Source organism: Thermosynechococcus sp. PP555, assembly GCF_031583225.1.
In the GTDB taxonomy this organism is placed as follows: domain Bacteria; phylum Cyanobacteriota; class Cyanobacteriia; order Thermosynechococcales; family Thermosynechococcaceae; genus Thermosynechococcus.
Window position 1 is genome coordinate 1819173 of the sequence record NZ_CP134168.1, and the last position, 15657, is coordinate 1834829.

At 54.9% G+C, this 15657-nt stretch carries 16 protein-coding genes and 1 tRNA gene; 12 read left to right on the forward strand and 5 right to left on the reverse strand.

Annotated features, from left to right (window positions below):
• The first annotated feature begins 53 nt into the window (after nucleotides 1-53).
• Complete coding sequence (locus RHH27_RS08930; RefSeq protein ID WP_302678092.1) at nucleotides 54-788, forward strand: DUF2993 domain-containing protein; 735 nt, start codon at nucleotides 54-56, stop codon at nucleotides 786-788.
• On the opposite strand, the gene RHH27_RS08935 is transcribed toward RHH27_RS08930, so the two are convergent.
• Complete coding sequence (locus RHH27_RS08935) at nucleotides 738-1430, reverse strand: phosphoribosylanthranilate isomerase (RefSeq protein ID WP_206199855.1); 693 nt, start codon at nucleotides 1428-1430, stop codon at nucleotides 738-740. The two genes, RHH27_RS08930 and RHH27_RS08935, sit on opposite strands and share 51 nt — an antisense overlap.
• Before the next feature lie 95 nt (nucleotides 1431-1525).
• Here RHH27_RS08935 and psaK point away from each other — a divergent pair, with 95 nt between their 5' ends.
• Nucleotides 1526-1777: a photosystem I reaction center subunit PsaK gene (gene psaK, locus RHH27_RS08940; RefSeq protein WP_225901542.1), complete on the forward strand. Its 252-nt coding sequence runs from the start codon at nucleotides 1526-1528 to the stop codon at nucleotides 1775-1777.
• On the opposite strand, the gene RHH27_RS08945 is transcribed toward psaK, so the two are convergent.
• The gene (locus tag RHH27_RS08945) at nucleotides 1754-2707 is read right to left on the reverse strand and encodes a serine hydrolase (protein ID WP_302678093.1); all 954 of its coding nucleotides are present in this window, start codon (nucleotides 2705-2707) and stop codon (nucleotides 1754-1756) included. The genes psaK and RHH27_RS08945 overlap by 24 nt on opposite strands.
• A 14-nt stretch (nucleotides 2708-2721) precedes the next feature.
• A complete protein-coding gene (gene pyk, locus RHH27_RS08950) occupies nucleotides 2722-4506 on the reverse strand; it encodes a pyruvate kinase (protein WP_302678094.1) in 1785 nt (594 codons plus the stop codon).
• 208 nt (nucleotides 4507-4714) lie between these two features.
• Between pyk and RHH27_RS08955 the strand changes: the two genes are divergently transcribed.
• Genes RHH27_RS08955 through RHH27_RS08975 form a run of 5 tightly spaced genes read left to right on the forward strand, consistent with a single transcriptional unit; the run spans nucleotide 4715 to nucleotide 7807 of the window.
• Nucleotides 4715-5800 (forward strand): GTP-binding protein, encoded by a 1086-nt coding sequence (locus tag RHH27_RS08955; protein ID WP_302678095.1) that lies wholly within the window; start codon nucleotides 4715-4717, stop codon nucleotides 5798-5800.
• 9 nt (nucleotides 5801-5809) lie between these two features.
• A complete protein-coding gene (locus RHH27_RS08960) occupies nucleotides 5810-5965 on the forward strand; it encodes a DUF2256 domain-containing protein (RefSeq protein ID WP_206199860.1) in 156 nt (51 codons plus the stop codon).
• A gap of 32 nt (nucleotides 5966-5997) precedes the next feature.
• Entirely contained in the window at nucleotides 5998-6375 is a 378-nt protein-coding gene (locus tag RHH27_RS08965) for a SaoD/DsrE family protein (RefSeq protein WP_302676094.1), read from the forward strand.
• Nucleotides 6376-6391: 16 nt separating this feature from the next.
• Nucleotides 6392-6610 carry a GDCCVxC domain-containing (seleno)protein gene (locus RHH27_RS08970; protein WP_302678096.1) on the forward strand — a complete coding sequence of 73 codons (219 nt, stop codon included), beginning with the start codon at nucleotides 6392-6394 and terminating at the stop codon, nucleotides 6608-6610.
• Between the two features lie 57 nt (nucleotides 6611-6667).
• Nucleotides 6668-7807, forward strand: a complete 1140-nt coding sequence (locus tag RHH27_RS08975) for a geranylgeranyl reductase family protein (protein ID WP_310742723.1) — start codon at nucleotides 6668-6670, stop codon at nucleotides 7805-7807.
• On the opposite strand, the gene RHH27_RS08980 is transcribed toward RHH27_RS08975, so the two are convergent.
• Nucleotides 7804-9768 (reverse strand): adenylate/guanylate cyclase domain-containing protein, encoded by a 1965-nt coding sequence (locus RHH27_RS08980; protein ID WP_302678097.1) that lies wholly within the window; start codon nucleotides 9766-9768, stop codon nucleotides 7804-7806. The two genes, RHH27_RS08975 and RHH27_RS08980, sit on opposite strands and share 4 nt — an antisense overlap.
• Nucleotides 9769-9809: 41 nt before the next feature.
• Between RHH27_RS08980 and RHH27_RS08985 the strand changes: the two genes are divergently transcribed.
• The 3 genes from RHH27_RS08985 (at nucleotide 9810) to RHH27_RS08995 (ending at nucleotide 10946) form a co-directional block, all read left to right on the forward strand.
• Nucleotides 9810-10322 (forward strand): hypothetical protein, encoded by a 513-nt coding sequence (locus RHH27_RS08985; protein ID WP_206199863.1) that lies wholly within the window; start codon nucleotides 9810-9812, stop codon nucleotides 10320-10322.
• A 71-nt stretch (nucleotides 10323-10393) separates the two neighbouring features.
• Nucleotides 10394-10475 (forward strand) — tRNA-Tyr (locus RHH27_RS08990).
• A gap of 15 nt (nucleotides 10476-10490) precedes the next feature.
• Complete coding sequence (locus RHH27_RS08995; RefSeq protein WP_206199864.1) at nucleotides 10491-10946, forward strand: hypothetical protein; 456 nt, start codon at nucleotides 10491-10493, stop codon at nucleotides 10944-10946.
• Nucleotides 10947-10974: 28 nt separating this feature from the next.
• On the opposite strand, the gene RHH27_RS09000 is transcribed toward RHH27_RS08995, so the two are convergent.
• On the reverse strand, nucleotides 10975-13443 hold the full coding sequence (locus RHH27_RS09000; protein WP_310742724.1) for a cyclic nucleotide-binding domain-containing protein: 2469 nt from the start codon (nucleotides 13441-13443) through the stop codon (nucleotides 10975-10977).
• A 139-nt stretch (nucleotides 13444-13582) separates the two neighbouring features.
• Here RHH27_RS09000 and typA point away from each other — a divergent pair, with 139 nt between their 5' ends.
• Nucleotides 13583-15373 carry a translational GTPase TypA gene (gene typA / locus RHH27_RS09005; RefSeq protein WP_206199866.1) on the forward strand — a complete coding sequence of 597 codons (1791 nt, stop codon included), beginning with the start codon at nucleotides 13583-13585 and terminating at the stop codon, nucleotides 15371-15373.
• Nucleotides 15373-15654 carry a DUF3593 domain-containing protein gene (locus tag RHH27_RS09010; RefSeq protein WP_302676089.1) on the forward strand — a complete coding sequence of 94 codons (282 nt, stop codon included), beginning with the start codon at nucleotides 15373-15375 and terminating at the stop codon, nucleotides 15652-15654. Before typA ends, RHH27_RS09010 begins: the two co-directional genes overlap by 1 nt.
• The last annotated feature ends 3 nt before the right edge of the window (nucleotides 15655-15657 follow it).

Genomic DNA, 15657 nt, shown 5'->3' on the forward strand with positions numbered 1-15657 from the left:
CTAGCCCCATAGGTTGGCCTAGGTATCACCCAAAAAGTGTGTGAGGAGTACGTATGTCGTTAACGTCCCCAGAAATGGCTGAGGCGTTTGGTGCCGCTTCTGAACGCGGACTAATTCCCCGGATCTTGCAACCGGCGTTGCACTGGTGGTTATCTGCGCAGTTGGAGCAGGCAACAGGCTTGGAAATTCAAATTCAAGGGGGCGATCGCCAGATTTTGCGGGGATACTTACCCCACGTGCGCGTTGCCGCAGCTAGCGCCAGTTATCGCGGTATTCAATTGCGCCAAGCAGCCGTCCAAGCGGAACAGATTCAGATTAATCTAGGGCAAGTGTTGCGAGGCAAACCCCTAAAACTCTTGGCACCAGTGCCGGTGCGCGGGGAACTAATTCTCAGCCAAGCCGATCTCGACGCCTCTTTGGGGGCGCCGCTCCTGCAATCCAGCCTACGGGAACTGCTGAAATTGCTCGATCAGCGCGGCTTGGGCAAAGCAGGGGTCAATCTGCAAGAGTGGCAATTGCGGCATACGCAGGCAGAATTGGGTGCTGGGTGCCTCAAACTGGTGTTCTCGATGGTGAATGCCCAAGGGGAGCAGGCGGATTGGCATTTGATGACCCAGGTGCGCTTGCAGGATGAGCGAACCCTCTGCTTAGAAAAGGTGCATTGGCAAGGGGAAGGTGACCCTCACCCCACGGTGGCCATTGATTTGGGTGAGGGGGTGGCCATCCAAGAGTTGCGGCTAGAAACGGGTGCCCTCAGGGTGCAGGGAATGATTTGCATTTATCCCTAGGTTGCTCAGCAATGCTGCTACGCGCCCTAAATCCTTGATCCCCGGTTGGCTTTCCACACCACTGGCTAGGTCAATCCCTTGGGGTTGGGTTTGGGCGATCGCTTGACGGCAATTTTCCGGCGTGATGCCCCCCGCCAGCCACCAAGGGCAAGGAATGGCTAAGTCTTTCAGCAATGTCCAGTCAAAGGGCTGCCCCGTGCCCCCCAACTGCTGCGGGTGATAGGCATCTAGGAGAATGCGATCCACAATCGGGGCGTAGGCGGGAATCTCGGCGAGGCTGGCTGCCGATCGCACCCGCAGGGCTTTGATCAACACAATATTAGGGAAGGCATGGCGTACCTGTTGGCAAAACTCGGGCGATTCGCTGCCATGAAGCTGCAGTGCCTGTACCCCTGTGGTTGTGACTAAATGGGCTAATGCTGCTAAATCGAGATTGGCAACCACGGCAACAGTCAGTACTGAGGGCGGCAACTGGCGACAGATCTCGGCAATGGTTGCTGCCGGGACATAGCGGGGGGAATGGGGCACGGTAATAAACCCCAAAGCACTGACGCCCATTTGGGCGATCGCGATCGCCTGTTCGGGTAGAGTCAAGCCACAAATTTTGACAGCAATTTTGACAGGGACAGTTGAGTTAAGCATTTGTAACGAGATGCACCATTTTGTAAAGAACTAGCGGTGGGCGATCAGGCCGTTCCGTATAATTCATGGGCAATTGTACCCATTTAGGAGGAACCATGGTGTTAGCCACGCTCCCCGATACCACTTGGACGCCGTCTGTGGGTTTGGTGGTGATCCTCTGCAACCTGTTTGCGATCGCCATTGGCCGCTATGCCATTCAATCACGGGGAAAAGGCCCCGGTTTACCCGTTTCCTTGCCCGCCCTCTTTGAAGGCTTTGGTCTGCCCGAATTGCTGGCTACCACCAGCTTTGGTCACCTTTTGGCGGCCGGGGTTGTCAGTGGCCTACAGTACTCCGGTGCCCTCTAGGGTCGGAATACCACTGGCAATTTGACGGGAAATAAAGGGCAAAACCTCTGTATTCATACTGGCAGTGCGATTCTCAATAAAGACCACCAAGGTATAGGGGCAATGATTGGGGAGTTCAATATAGGCCGCATCGTGGCGCACCCAACTGGTGAGTCCCGCCTTTGACCACAACTTTGCCCCCGGAGGTAGCCCTTCCCCCAAAAAGCCCTGTACTTGGTTTTCTGGATCCTCGGCCAAAAGCTCTGGATCGAGGGAACGCTCCATCAGTTCCATCATCGCTTGACTGGCGCTAGCAGACACGGCAACACCGCCCACAATACTGTGGATTAACTTAGCCGTGGCATCAGTGGTCAGACGATTAGCATTCTGGCGATCGCGCCCGACAAATTCCTGCTCTCGTCCATAGGGGCCATCACACCACGTTTTTTGATTCACGTTGATATTAGTTAGCTCTGGCCACCCTAAGGATTGAAAATAGCGATTGACGATATTGCGCTGGTATTGCCATGTGCGAAAAGGTTCCGGTGGCAGCACCGGGCCACTGGTCGTCCCCGTGAGCATATCCACCACGAGGCTCGTGGCATCATTGCTGGAGTCCACAATCATATCCCGCAGGGCGCGTGCTAATTCCGCATCCGGCTGAAGCATACCGCTGTGGAGCCACTCATGACAGGTCACCAGATAAAACAACTTCACCACACTGGCCGGGTACATCGGTACATCGCCGCGATAATGGGCGCCGGGAATCGAATACCGCCAAAATTCTGCTGCGGTCAGCGCTCCGCCCGTATTCACGGGAATGGGGGGTGGATACACCAATAAGGTCAGGGCAATGTCCTCTTGTCCCAGCCAAGGAAAGTGTTGCCATGTCGCTTGGAGCGTCCGCGTCACCAAATCCGTGAGATAGGTGTTGGCCTGAAAAAAAATCATTGCCTGTTCCACTCCTACTCGGGCGATCGCTCGACACCATTGCGCGCACCGGAATAGACCAAGCCCCGTTCCACATCCATAGTGAGAATCGTGCCCTCGCGGATCAGGCGGGTGGCATTTTTGACCCCGACAATCACTGGAATGCCCAAGCGCAACCCCAAGACCGCCGCGTGGCTCGTCAGGCTATCCTCTTCGGTAATAATGCCTGCCGCTTTGCGAATGGCTTCCACCAATTCAGCACTGGTGCGCTCGGCCACCAAAATTTCGCCACTATTAAACGTGCGAACTGGCATTCCTGCGTGCACCACCCGCGCCGGGCCACTCACCGACCCATGACCAATGCCACAGCCGCGTCCCATCACCGAGGTGACGAGTTCCACCTTGATCATATCCGTGGAGCCAGAGACCCCTTGCAGCGTGCCAGCGGTCATCACCACTAGATCCCCTTCCTCTAGGAAGCCCCGCTCCTGTGCCGCATTAATGGCTGCCTGAAACGACTGCCGCATCGAGGGATGATCCAGAGTCAGCAGTGGTTCTACCCCCCAGACTAACTGCAAGCGCCGTGCCACCTCGATATGGGGCGTTGCCGCCAAAATCGGAATTTGGGGACGAAACTTGGAGACATTGCGGGCGGTTGCCCCTGTTTTTGTTTGGGTGATGATGGCCTTGGCTTTGAGTTGAGCTGCTACTTGTCCCACCGCTTGGCTAATGGCATTGGGAATGGAACGTACCGCCACAGCATCGACAACAGGCGGTTGCCGCAGTTGGGGTTGGTTGTCAATGCGCGCCGCGATCGTCGCCATCATCTTCACTGCCTCGACGGGGTATTCCCCCATGGCCGTTTCATTGGAGAGCATCACGGCATCGGTGCCATCGAGAATAGCATTGGCAACATCGGAAATCTCGGCACGGGTAGGGCGGGGGCTTTTCACCATGCTGTCCAGCATTTGTGTGGCCGTAATCACGGGAATGCCCAAGCGGTTGGCGGCAGCAATCAGCCGTTTTTGCAGAATCGGCACCTCTTCGGCGGGCAGTTCCACCCCCAAATCTCCCCGTGCCACCATGACACCATCGCAGAGGGAGAGGATGGCATCCATTTGCTCGATCGCCTCGTGCTTTTCGATTTTGGCAATCACCGGCACCTGCTTCCCAGCGTTGGCAATCAGTTCTTTGATCTCCAGTACATCTTGGGGATTGCGAACAAAGCTGAGGGCCACCCAATCTACCCCTTGATTGAGGCCAAACATCAGATCTTCACGATCTTTCTCTGTCAGAGCCTTAATGGAGAGGTAAACCCCTGGAAAGTTCACGCCCTTGGCATTCGAGAGCGTGCCGCCAACAACCACTCGGCAGTGGAGTTCACCCGCCTCCTTATCCACTTCTTCAACGACCATTTCCACGCGGCCATCATCCAGCAAAATCGTGGCGCCGGCGGGAACCTCCTGAGCCAAGGGAGGATAGGTAATCGAGCTAATGTGCTGGTTGCCCATGACGGAGCGACTGGTGAGGGTAAAGCGATCGCCCCGTTTGAGGGAAATGGCGCCCTGTTCAAACCGCCCGAGGCGAATTTTGGGGCCTTGCAAGTCCTGCAAAATGCCCACGGGTTGCCCCAACTCATAGGAAATTTGGCGAATCAGGCGAATGCTGCGCTGGTGATCGTCGTGGGTACCATGGGAAAAATTCAGGCGCAGGGTAGTCGCTCCCGCTTGGATAATGGCGCGCAGTTTATCGGGATGGCTAACCGCTGGACCAATGGTGGCGACAATTTTAGTGCGGCGTTGCAACGGCTGGTTCGACATATTCAACTTAATCGTTAGGCCTCAACAGGTTACCCTATTTTGCTTGACATGGCGAGACATGCAGGAGCGTTTTAGACATTGTCCCACCCACGGTAACGGCTGTTGGTGGCAATCGGGTCTTGTTTCTAGCCTACAGCGATCGCTCACCCCTTGAGCGAGGTGCAGCGGCTATAATTTGAGAATAATTCTCGCTCTTAACATCCTGCCTATGACGACTTCTTCCCTGCCTACAACTGCCAAAATGGAGGCAATGAAGCACGGCCTACCGGTAACTATCATTACAGGGTTTCTCGGTAGTGGTAAAACCACACTCCTCAATCATATTCTGACCAATCAACAGGGACTGAAGACCGCCGTCCTTGTCAATGAATTTGGGGAAATTGGTATTGATAATGAGCTATTGGTGACCAAGGATGAGGGCATGGTGGAGCTCACCAATGGCTGTATCTGCTGCACGATTAACAATGACTTGGTGAATGCAGTTTATCGGGTTCTCGAACGTCCTGACAAGGTGGACTATTTAGTCGTGGAAACAACGGGCTTGGCGGATCCACTGCCGGTGGCTCTGACCTTTTTGGGAACTGAGCTGCGGGATCTCACCCGTTTGGATTCAATTATTACGGTGGTGGATGCGGAGAACTTTAGTCTTGATCTTTTCAATAGCAGCGCTGCCCAAAGCCAAATTGCCTACGGTGACATTATTCTCCTCAACAAAGCAGATCTGGTGACTGAGGAACGCTTGCAGGAGTTAGAACGGCGAATTCACGAAATGCGGGAGGGAGCGCGGATCATTCGTACGGTGAAGGCGCAAGTGCCCCTGCCCTTGATTTTGAGTGTGGGGCTGTTTGAGAGCGATCGCTACTTCCAGCCTGAGGCAGCGCCCCAGCATTCAGAACACGACCATGAGCACCACCATCACGACCACGGTCACCACCATCATCATGAGTGTGATGACCATTGCGATCATGATCATCCTCACCCCCATCAGACCTCCAACCACCTTGAAGAGGATGGCTTTACCTCCGTTTCCTTCCAGAGCGATCGCCCCTTTGAACTGCGCAAATTCCAGTATTTTCTGGATCACCAGCTACCGGAATCCGTCTTTCGTGCCAAGGGCATCCTTTGGTTTAAGGAAAGTCCCCGCCGCCACGTCTTTCACCTCAGTGGTAAGCGCTTTAGTCTCGATGATGAGGAATGGAAAGGCGATCGCAAAAATCAACTGGTGCTCATTGGCCAAAATTTGGATCATCCAACCCTGCTGACCCAGTTGGCCGCCTGTGTCACTGACGCATAACCCCCAATCATGGCCAAGCAACGGCGCAAAGAAAACCTTCCCAGCAAAATTTGTCTGGTCTGTGGCCGGCCTTTCCAATGGCGCAAAAAATGGGCGAATTGCTGGGAGGAGGTGAAGTACTGTTCTGAGCGCTGTCGGCGGCGGCGCTCCCAAGCCCAAAGTTAATGTGCTTTTGCTGAATCAAAAGGAATGGTTCTATGAAAGTTGCCTATATTTTTGCCACTGACATGGCCAGCACCTTTAAGCTGGCAACGATGGTTTTACCGCAGCTGGAGCGGGGCGATCATGGCGCTGAAGTGGTGGGTATGATGTTTTTTGATGATAACCTCTTTTGTTTGCGTTTAGGGGATCCCGTTGGTGAGCGCTTAGCCCGCATTGCCAAGGAACAGGGGATTTTACTCATGGCCTGTGATCAGTGTGCGGTGCGCCGTGGTTTGGCCGAAGGAACATTTGACGAATGTGGTACCGGTTCTGTCAAAGCCAAGGGGATGGTTGAAGGGGTAGTATGTGGCTGCTTTCCGCAGTTTTATGCTAGCCTTGCAGACAGCGGACTCGATCAAGTCATTACCCTTTGAGTCTCTGCTGAGGAAGATGAGTCAACCGTCAGTTGTGTTTTCCAGCACCTTGGTCTGTCCCCATTGTCACACGGAGCAAGCGGAATGGATGCCCAGCGATGCCTGTGTCGTGTTCTGGGAGTGTCCCCAATGTCATGCCCACCTCAAACCCAAGGCGGGGGACTGTTGTGTCTTCTGTAGCTACGGCACGGTTTCTTGCCCCCCACGACAGCTGGAACACACTGGCGATCGCTAGAATTGGGGGTTGCTATCCCCTGAGGAAACCGCTATTGTGGGAGCGCTTTTGCCTCCCGTGAGTAACCGTATGCAGGAAATCTACGACTGTATTGTGGTGGGTGGGGGTGCTGCTGGCGGGTCAGCCGCCTATCATCTCGCTTGCCGCGGACGTCAGGTTTTAGTTCTAGAAAAATTGGCCTTGCCCCGCTCAAAGCCCTGCACTGGAGGGGTTTCACCCGCCATTGCCCAGTGGTTTGATTTTGATTTTCAGCCCGCCATTGCCGATACCACCCGCACTGTGCGCTACAGTTGGCAGCTCAGTGATGCCATTGAAGCCGAGTTAAGCATTCCCGAACCCATCTGGATTGTTGATCGCACGGTGTTTGATCAGTACCTGTTGCAGCAGGCACAACAAAGGGGTGCGGTTGTTACAGATCAGACCGAGGTTACTGGGATTACGTTCCAAGCAGATCGCTGGCAGATCCACACGGCAACCACGACCTATGGTGGGCGGTATCTCATTGCTGCCGATGGTGCCAATAGTCAAGTGGCTCAGTGGCTGGGGTTTAAGCCCAAAGTGGTGCGCACGGCGGCGGTGATGACCATCCCCAATCTAGGGGGGGATCGCGCGGCGCATTTTGAATTTGGCCTCGTGAAAAATGGTTACCTCTGGAGTTTTCCGAAGGGGAACCAGCGAACCGTTGGGGTTGCCGTTGTGCGGGGCAGCGATCGCCCCAATTGGGAACCGATTTTGCAACAGTATTGCGCTGCCCATGGGCTGCAGTTGGCCGACGCTGCCATTCAATACCATCCCCTGCGGGTATGGGAGGGTCAGCAACCACTCCATACCCACCATGCCCTCCTTGCGGGTGAAGCCGCTGGTCTGGTAGATCCCTTTTCGGCTGAGGGAGTTCGTCCTGCTCTCTACAGTGGCATGCGGGCTGCTGAAGCCATTGACGCAGCTCTTGCTGGCGAAGTGGATGCCTTGGCCACCTACAGCAAAAGATTGCAGGAGGAATGGGGAGCGGATTTAGTGTGGGCGCAACGCCTCGCAGCACTCTTCCATCGCATGCCGAAGGTCGGCTATCACCTTGCCATGAAACGCCCCTCCGCTACCCAGCGGCTCGGTCAAGTCCTCTGTGGTGAGTTGCGCTATCGCGATATTGCTGGCCGTGCCATCCAACGGCTCAGCAGTTCCCTGATTCCCGGACGTTAGATCTCCACTTCAATGGCGGTGGGCTGATTGGGGGCGATCGCCAGCCCTTCGCGGACGCCGAGAATGCGAAAGACCTGAATTTTGCGCTCTTTGCCCTTGAGTTCCAACGGTCCCCATGCCTCGACCTCGTAGCGATCGCCGAGATACTCCAGCGTTTCCTGTGCCACTAAAATCCGACAGGGGCTAGGCTGGCGGTGCTTGTCCACACTCTCAAGGCGCGAGGCGGTATTCACACTGTCGCCAATCACACCGTACTCGAGGCGATTTTTACTACCGAGACTGCCGACCACAATCGGACCTGTGTAGATCCCCGCCCGCATCATCACCTGCGGTAACCCTTGAGCCGCCCATTCACGATTCAGTTCCTCTAGTAGTTGTCCCAAGGCCAAGGCACAATCCACGGCATTGCGGGCATCAATGGCAATTCCTTCGCGGCTGGTTCGTTTAATGGGCACGCCAAACACGGCCATAATGCCGTCACCGGTGAACTTATTAATCACGCCGTGGTAGCTTTGTACCACATCCGCCACTTTTTCGAGATAGGCATTGAGCCAGTTAAAGAGTTCCTCCGGTTCCATACCTTCAGAAATGGTGCTAAACCCCTTCAAGTCAGTAAAAAGCAGTGTGGCAATCAGGCGTTGGCCGGGCAACTTACCATCCTTGAGGAGTTCATCCCGCCGTTCCCACATGGCAGCGGCAATTTCCGGCGAGATATTTTGGCCAAGGAGGCGCATCACCATTTGCCGTTGCTGTTGGGCTTGTTGTGCAGTGTAGGTGACGACTCCGCCACTGCCAAGGAGGAGGGTCAATGCTGGCGGTACAAGGGGCACCCAGCCCAATTTCAAAAACAACCCATAACAGGCCAGCAGTAGGATGAGGAGAGCCGTGCCCACTGCCGTTGCTAGAGCCAAGGGATGCCGCACGCGCCAAGCAAGGATGGCACCAATCAATGCCCAAAGAACAATCCAAACGTTCTCCACACTGTTGGGCCAAAACCATATAACCGCGCGATCGCCCAAACCCGCATCAATGAATTGCCCCACCATTTGGGCGTGGATAAACACCCCTGCCATGCGCTGATTGTCCCGCAGGCCGGAACTAAAGGGGGTATAGAAAAAGTCTTTGCCACTTTCGGCAATGTTGCCAATGAGAACCACGCGATCGCGAATCAATGCAGGAGCAACCCGCCCATTGAGCACATCCTCCAAAGGTACCCAGGTCACTGCCCGCTGATCACCGCGATAGTTGAGCATAATTTGATAGCCCGCCGTATCGGCACCCACATAACCGCCGTCATTGGGTTGCAGGGGTGTGAAAATACTCTGCCCCAACTGCATTACATTGGGATCGGCATCACTGCCTCGTGGCTCAATCCCCTCATCGGCTAAGTGTCGCAGCGCCAGCCGCAAGGAGAAAGAGTACAGCGTATTCCCCTGATCGTCCGGCAAAAATAACAAGCTGCGACGGACAATGCCACCGGCATCCACAGTGACATCATTAAATCCCACCTGATCGGCACTGAGGGCCGCCGGCGGACGAATGGTTGGGTGAGTGGCATCCCCTAGTTTTGTGACCGCAAACAGGCGATCGGAACTTAACCAAAGGCGGTTTAATTCCTCATGTCCCGGCGGTACAGCAAAATCGCGGTAAATATCAAGACCAATGGCACGGGGCTGATGTTTGAGGAGTTGTTTTAGAGCTTGGGCGTAGATCTGATCCGGCAGCGATAGGGAGCGGTAACGTTGAATATCGGCTTCGGTGACTGCCACCACCAAGAGTCGCGGATCGGGGCCGGGCATAGGGCGCAATTGCATCAGGCGATCGTAGGCACCCAATTCCAGGGGTTGGAGCCAACCCATTTCGCGAATCCCAATCACCACCGTGCTGGCGATGGCACTGGCTACGACAATCAGGCCCAGATCAGCAAAGGTGCGGCGAAAGTGGGACAATAGGGGCAGCATAGCTTTGCAAGCAAGCAAGAGATTTTCTTCATCCTATCGCTATGAAAAATTACTTGGTAGCGACATTGGGCGATCGCCTCCAAGCCGAGGCCGTTTATACCCAGCTGGAAAAGGACGGCTTCCCCATGGCAAAGGTCGCCCTTTTGGGTCGAGGCTACAAACAGTGGTCAGAGTTGGGACTCACCGATCCCTTTCAAGTGGCACGCCAGCAAATGCAACGGATGTTGATCTGGCTTGTTCCCTTTGGCTTCTTTGCCGGTTTTACCTTTAACCAAGCGACTCAAATTGACATTCTGCCGATGCTGGATCGCCTCAACAATAGTCTTTTGGGGGGCATCTTTGGGGCGATCGCTGGCGCTCTCGGTAGTCTCACCGTAGGTGGTGGTCTGCAAGTGGTGATTACGGGTAAGTCGGGCATCCCCTTTGAAAAGCGATTGCAGCGGGGCAAATACCTGATCCTAATTCAAGGTAGCGACAGCGAGATTCGCCGCGCCGAACGTCTCCTCAAAGTGCAACCCCTAGAAAACCTGCAAAGCTACACCCTCGACGAGTAGGGAATGGTTTTCTCAAAACGGGAAGCTCAAGTCTCCCCCCTGATGTGGTATATTAAAAAATCGCGATGAAAGGGTCGGTGCCCGAGTGGTTAATGGGGGCGGACTGTAAATCCGTTGGCTACGCCTACGCTGGTTCGAATCCAGCCCGGCCCATAGAGATAAAAAAGCATGAGTGAACCTGTAACGCGATCTGAATGGAGTCAAGTGTTGGATGCCATCCAAGGGATGCAGGCCAGTCTTCAGGCTATAGAGAAAAAGCTAGATATTCACATTGCCACCAGTGGCGAGAGGTTCCAACGACTTGAGGACAAAATTGATGCTGTTGAGGCGAAGCTAGAGCAGCGTATCAATGCTGTTGAGGCCAAGCTAGAGCAGCGTATCAATGCCGTTGAGGCCAAGCTGGAACAGCGCATCAATGCCGTAGAGGCGCAATTGTCGCAGCGTATTAGTGCCGTAGAGACACAATTGGGGCAGCGCATTGACACAGTAGAGACCACATTGCAGCAAATTGTCAAACGGCAGGATGGAACCGATGCTCGTTTGTGGGGATTCTTGGTGACGCTGCTAGTGCTGGCTGCTGGCTTAATCACTAAGCTGCTGTTCTTTGACACGCCACGCCTTTGATGAAGTTTTGCGAATCCAGCCCAGCCCATCAAAGTAAATAGGCAATTCCCCAAGCGAGAGCGAGAATGCCTAGCCAAGGGTGCCACATCTGTCGTAGGGGCGATCGCGCAATCTTTTGACTGAGGAGCAAACTGGCAAGGGTACTGACGACAAGTGTGGTCGTTTGCAGGAACCCGATCACTGCTGGATGGGCTTGCCAACTGGGCAAACTCGTGCCATCGAGGCCAAAGGTTGCAAAGGTTACGGGCAACAACTGACCCGCCTCCCCTAGACCAAGGGGCAAATAATAGGCCAAATTGGCACCCAGCACCAAAGGCAGATACCCGTAGGCCAAGCGCACAAAGGGAACCGAGCCTTGTCGGTGTATCTGATGCCAACCCCATGCCAAGAGTCCCGGCAGAGCTAGCGCCACCACCGCAATCATCGCCTGCAGGCCCAAATTGGCCTCTGCAAGTCCCAGCCATGCCAGAAGCAGCGGTAAACGGTGCAATACCACCGCCCCCAAGAGCAAAAACAGCAGGCAAACTTCAGCCGCCGTGGCCTCATGACTGGTCCAGAGATCAATAGCCGGCGGACGCAGATTCACTTCCACCGAGCGATGCGGGCAAGCCTTGAGACAGGTCATACACAAAACGCAATTGCGGTTATCCGTTAGTTGAGCCGGATGGGAATAGACGGGACAGCCCCCCGTTTCTTGACCTTCCCCAAGGGCGGGCCCCCCTTTGTAGCATTGGTAGGTCTGGCAACTGGCAGCGCACACCCCCTGCTGTGCCCGCAATTCAAGAATGGAGAGTTTGCCAAAGAGGCCATTCATGCCACCAATGGGGCAGAGATAGCGACACCAAAAGCGACGTTCATAGAGCTGAGAAAAAATCACGGCTCCCGCTGTAATCAAGATCAGTAGCCAACTGGAGAGATAGGCCGTATTGGGTAAATCCCACAATTCTTCCCACAGGAGAATCACGGCAAAGAGGCCAAAGAGCACCCAGCCCCCCCAGCGTTCCGCCAGTTGACGCGGCCAAGGGCGCAGCTTGCGCGGCCAAATCTTGAGGGATAGCCTTTGCAGGACTTCGCCGTAAATCATAAAGGGGCAGACCGCACACCAAATGCGCCCCAAGAAGGGAAAGATCAGCAATGAGACCGGCCACCACCACGCCCAGAAGAGGTTCAGGGTAAAGTTGTCTGGGCGATCTTGGGGTCCCCAGAGGCCAATGGCGACAATCAGCGGAAAAAGCCAAAGGGTCAGGCCATAGTTGAGGCGATCGGGCCACCACGGACTGCGTAGAAAAGCACGCAATTGGGGATAGGCATTGAGTAGGTTCCAACGAAATCGCCGTTGGCGCGATCGCTCCGGCCAAAAGACTTCTTCAGTGAGTAACTCCGCCCCGTCTGCTTGCACAAGGGCACGCTCCACCAGACTCGCCAACTCCCGCAAATTGCCGGGAAAATCATAACTTTGCAGCCGGCGTAGGGCTTCGGGGGTAATCTGAGGCTTAGGAATGCCCCGTTGCCGGCAGTAGAGGGCAATATAGTAATTCACCAAGGCTTCAATATCTGCTTTTGTCACCCGCAGTGGGGGTACTTTAATTTGGTGGTGCACCAGATTTTGGTAACCGCAGCCTTTCTTTTCGGCAATCAAGATCAATCGCCCCGGAAAGCGGCGGGAGGGTACGGGGGGGTCGGCGACGGGTTCATAGGTCTGTTCGGCCACAAGGCGGCGCAGTTGCGGATAGAGGTGGGCAGGCCATTCATGGACATTGTTGAGGATCAGGGTGCCCTCTGCGACCCAGTCAAGGAGACCTAGTTTCGTGGCTTTGCCAAAGAGTTCTGCCCCATTGGCGGATAGGGTGCCACAGTTAAAACGAATCAGGGGTTGGCGACGATCGCGCGAGCCATAATGAATTAGCGCAGCAATATTGTCCTTTTCCAGACCCGGTTCACCAAAAATCAATACCGGCTGGCGATCGCTCGCGGCCTCTTTAATCCCTTGGCGTAAGCGCACGGCATAGCGACTACTCCCCACAATTCCCTGTTTTACGCGCGGTACAAGATAGGGGCGCAAGACTGCCTGCCGCTCCTGCTCGTGGGCAAGATCACTGAGGGTACTTTGTAACTGCTGCGACACCTGTTGGCGGAGTTCGGGAAATTGATCAGCCAATGTGGCAAACACCTCGCGGGGCAATGTCCACAATTCACAGTCCGTGAGGGTAATCACTGTTTGCGGTGCCCGTTGCTCCAGTACCAGTTCTGGCCAGTGCAAAACCGTTCCCGGTGGCAGGGTCATTATAGTGGCGGGGCGATCGCGGGTGGTGTGGTAGGCTTCCAGCTCTCCCGATCGCAGGATCATCAGATGAGTAACGGGTGTGTCTTCAAGGACAATGCGACGATTGGCCGCAATGGATTCTGTGCGCAGGGCGGCAGCGATCGCCTCTAATGCTGCCAAAGAAAGCGATCTAAGAGGAGTATGGGTTTGCAGCCAACTCAGGCGATCGGTCATCGAGGGCACCCCCCAACAAAATTAGTGATGAGGAAACACCTCACTACCTATGGCTCAGTTCCTTTACCAAACTACGCTAGGATTGTAAAGGTTTCTTACGCTCCTCAACGCTCTATTACAAAACCCGCAGGAAGTCGCTATGAGTCTGCCGATTCGTAATGTTGCCATTATCGCCCACGTTGACCACGGCAAAACCACTCTGGTGGATGCCCTACTGCGTCAGTCGGGTACCTTTCGTGAAGGGGAAGACATTCCTGAGTGCGTCATGGACTCCCATGATCTGGAGCGCGAGCGTGGCATTACGATTCTGGCCAAGAATACAGCGGTTCGCTACAAAGACTTGACGATTAACATTGTGGATACCCCCGGCCACGCCGATTTTGGCGGTGAAGTGGAGCGCGTCCTTGGCATGGTGGAGGGTTGTCTGCTGATTGTCGATGCCAACGAAGGGCCAATGCCCCAAACCCGCTTTGTCCTGAAAAAAGCCCTGGAAAAAGGTCTGCGCCCCATTGTGGTTGTGAATAAAATTGACCGGCCGCAGGCAGAACCCTACAAAGCCATTGATAAGGTGTTGGACTTATTTATTGAGCTGGGGGCGGATGATGATCAGTGCGAGTTTCCCTATCTTTTTGCTTCGGGCTTGGCGGGCTACGCAAAAACAGATCTAGACGAAGAGGGCAAGGATATGCAGCCCCTCTTTGAGGCCATTGTCCGCCATATTCCACCGCCCGTGGGCAATCCTGATGCGCCGCTGCAACTGCAGGTGACCACCTTGGATTACTCGGAGTACCTAGGGCGAATTGTCATTGGCAAAATTCACAACGGCACCGTGCAGGTGGGACAGCAGGCGGCCTTGGTCAAGGATAACGGCCAAATTGTCAAGGCAAAGATGACCAAACTCTTGGGCTTTGAGGGACTGAAGCGGATTGAATTGGACATGGCCAGTGCCGGCAATATTGTGGCGATCGCGGGCTTTAGTGATGCCAACATTGGCGAAACCATCACCGACCCCAACAACCCCCAAGCCCTACCCCTGATCAAGGTGGATGAACCGACCCTGCAAATGACCTTTGCGGTCAATGACTCCCCCTTTGCCGGTCAGGAGGGAACCTTTGTGACCTCGCGGCAATTGCGCGATCGCCTGTTTCGGGAACTGGAAACCAACGTGGCACTGCGGGTCGAAGAAACCGACTCCCCCGATCGCTTTGCCGTTTCTGGTCGGGGTGAATTGCACCTTGGCATTCTCATTGAAACGATGCGCCGCGAAGGCTATGAATTCCAAGTGTCCCAGCCACAGGTGATCTATCGTGAAGTCAATGGTCAGCCCTGCGAACCCTACGAATGCTTAGTGCTCGACGTTCCCGATGAAGCCGTTGGCGGCTGTATTGAGCGCCTCGGCCAGCGACGCGGTGAAATGCAGGATATGCAGGTGGGGGGCAATGGTCGGACGCAACTGGAGTTTGTGATTCCGGCGCGGGGTCTCATTGGTTTCCGGGGCGAATTTATGCGCCTAACGCGCGGCGAAGGGATTATGAACCACAGCTTTTTGGACTATCGTCCCTTGGCAGGCGAGATCAGCACCCGTCGCAATGGCGTCTTAATTGCCTTTGAGGAGGGCACGGCCACCTTCTATGCCCTGAAAAACGCCGAAGATCGTGGTGTCTTTTTCATTACCCCCGGCACCAAAGTCTATAAGGGTATGATTGTCGGTGAGCATAACCGTCCCCAAGACCTCGAAATCAACGTCTGCAAAGCCAAACAACTCACCAACTTCCGCTCCTCAACCGGGGATGAACTAGTGCAACTGCAAGCACCTGTGGAAATGAGCCTAGAGCGGGCACTGGAGTACATTGGCCCCGATGAACTGGTGGAGGTAACGCCCCAATCCATCCGACTGCGCAAAATGAGCAAGAAGCTGGCACGCCGCTAATGCTGACGAATGCCTTTTTTGCCCTCTCGCTGTTTCCCTATTTGGGGTTCTTGTACTTCATGACCCGCAACCCCAACACCCCCCGTTTAGCCCTCATTGGCTTCTATGGGACACTGGTGTTTGTTGCTGTCACCATTCCAGCGGGACTCTATGCCCAGCAGGTCTATGACACAACCTTGGCCAATGTGGATGGGTTGCACGGGGGGGCAGAATTTTTTCTAACCTTGGCCAATATCCTGATTGCCTTGGGCTTTCGCCGCGCCCTCAGGGAATCCTCCTAACCG

What these genes read in the sequence shown, in the direction of transcription:
- RHH27_RS09000 (WP_310742724.1), bottom strand. Translation starts at nt 13,443, where the DNA reads ATGACCGATCGCCTGAGTTGGCTGCAAACCCATACTCCTCTTAGATCG.
- pyk (WP_302678094.1), bottom strand. Translation starts at nt 4,506, where the DNA reads ATGTCGAACCAGCCGTTGCAACGCCGCACTAAAATTGTCGCCACCATT.
- RHH27_RS08980 (WP_302678097.1), bottom strand. Translation starts at nt 9,768, where the DNA reads ATGCTGCCCCTATTGTCCCACTTTCGCCGCACCTTTGCTGATCTGGGC.
- RHH27_RS09010 (WP_302676089.1), top strand. Translation starts at nt 15,373, where the DNA reads ATGCTGACGAATGCCTTTTTTGCCCTCTCGCTGTTTCCCTATTTGGGG.
- RHH27_RS08945 (WP_302678093.1), bottom strand. Translation starts at nt 2,707, where the DNA reads ATGATTTTTTTTCAGGCCAACACCTATCTCACGGATTTGGTGACGCGG.
- psaK (WP_225901542.1), top strand. Translation starts at nt 1,526, where the DNA reads ATGGTGTTAGCCACGCTCCCCGATACCACTTGGACGCCGTCTGTGGGT.
- RHH27_RS08930 (WP_302678092.1), top strand. Translation starts at nt 54, where the DNA reads ATGTCGTTAACGTCCCCAGAAATGGCTGAGGCGTTTGGTGCCGCTTCT.
- RHH27_RS08955 (WP_302678095.1), top strand. Translation starts at nt 4,715, where the DNA reads ATGACGACTTCTTCCCTGCCTACAACTGCCAAAATGGAGGCAATGAAG.
- RHH27_RS08935 (WP_206199855.1), bottom strand. Translation starts at nt 1,430, where the DNA reads ATGCTTAACTCAACTGTCCCTGTCAAAATTGCTGTCAAAATTTGTGGC.
- typA (WP_206199866.1), top strand. Translation starts at nt 13,583, where the DNA reads ATGAGTCTGCCGATTCGTAATGTTGCCATTATCGCCCACGTTGACCAC.
- RHH27_RS08965 (WP_302676094.1), top strand. Translation starts at nt 5,998, where the DNA reads ATGAAAGTTGCCTATATTTTTGCCACTGACATGGCCAGCACCTTTAAG.
- RHH27_RS08995 (WP_206199864.1), top strand. Translation starts at nt 10,491, where the DNA reads ATGAGTGAACCTGTAACGCGATCTGAATGGAGTCAAGTGTTGGATGCC.
- RHH27_RS08960 (WP_206199860.1), top strand. Translation starts at nt 5,810, where the DNA reads ATGGCCAAGCAACGGCGCAAAGAAAACCTTCCCAGCAAAATTTGTCTG.
- RHH27_RS08970 (WP_302678096.1), top strand. Translation starts at nt 6,392, where the DNA reads ATGAGTCAACCGTCAGTTGTGTTTTCCAGCACCTTGGTCTGTCCCCAT.
- RHH27_RS08985 (WP_206199863.1), top strand. Translation starts at nt 9,810, where the DNA reads ATGAAAAATTACTTGGTAGCGACATTGGGCGATCGCCTCCAAGCCGAG.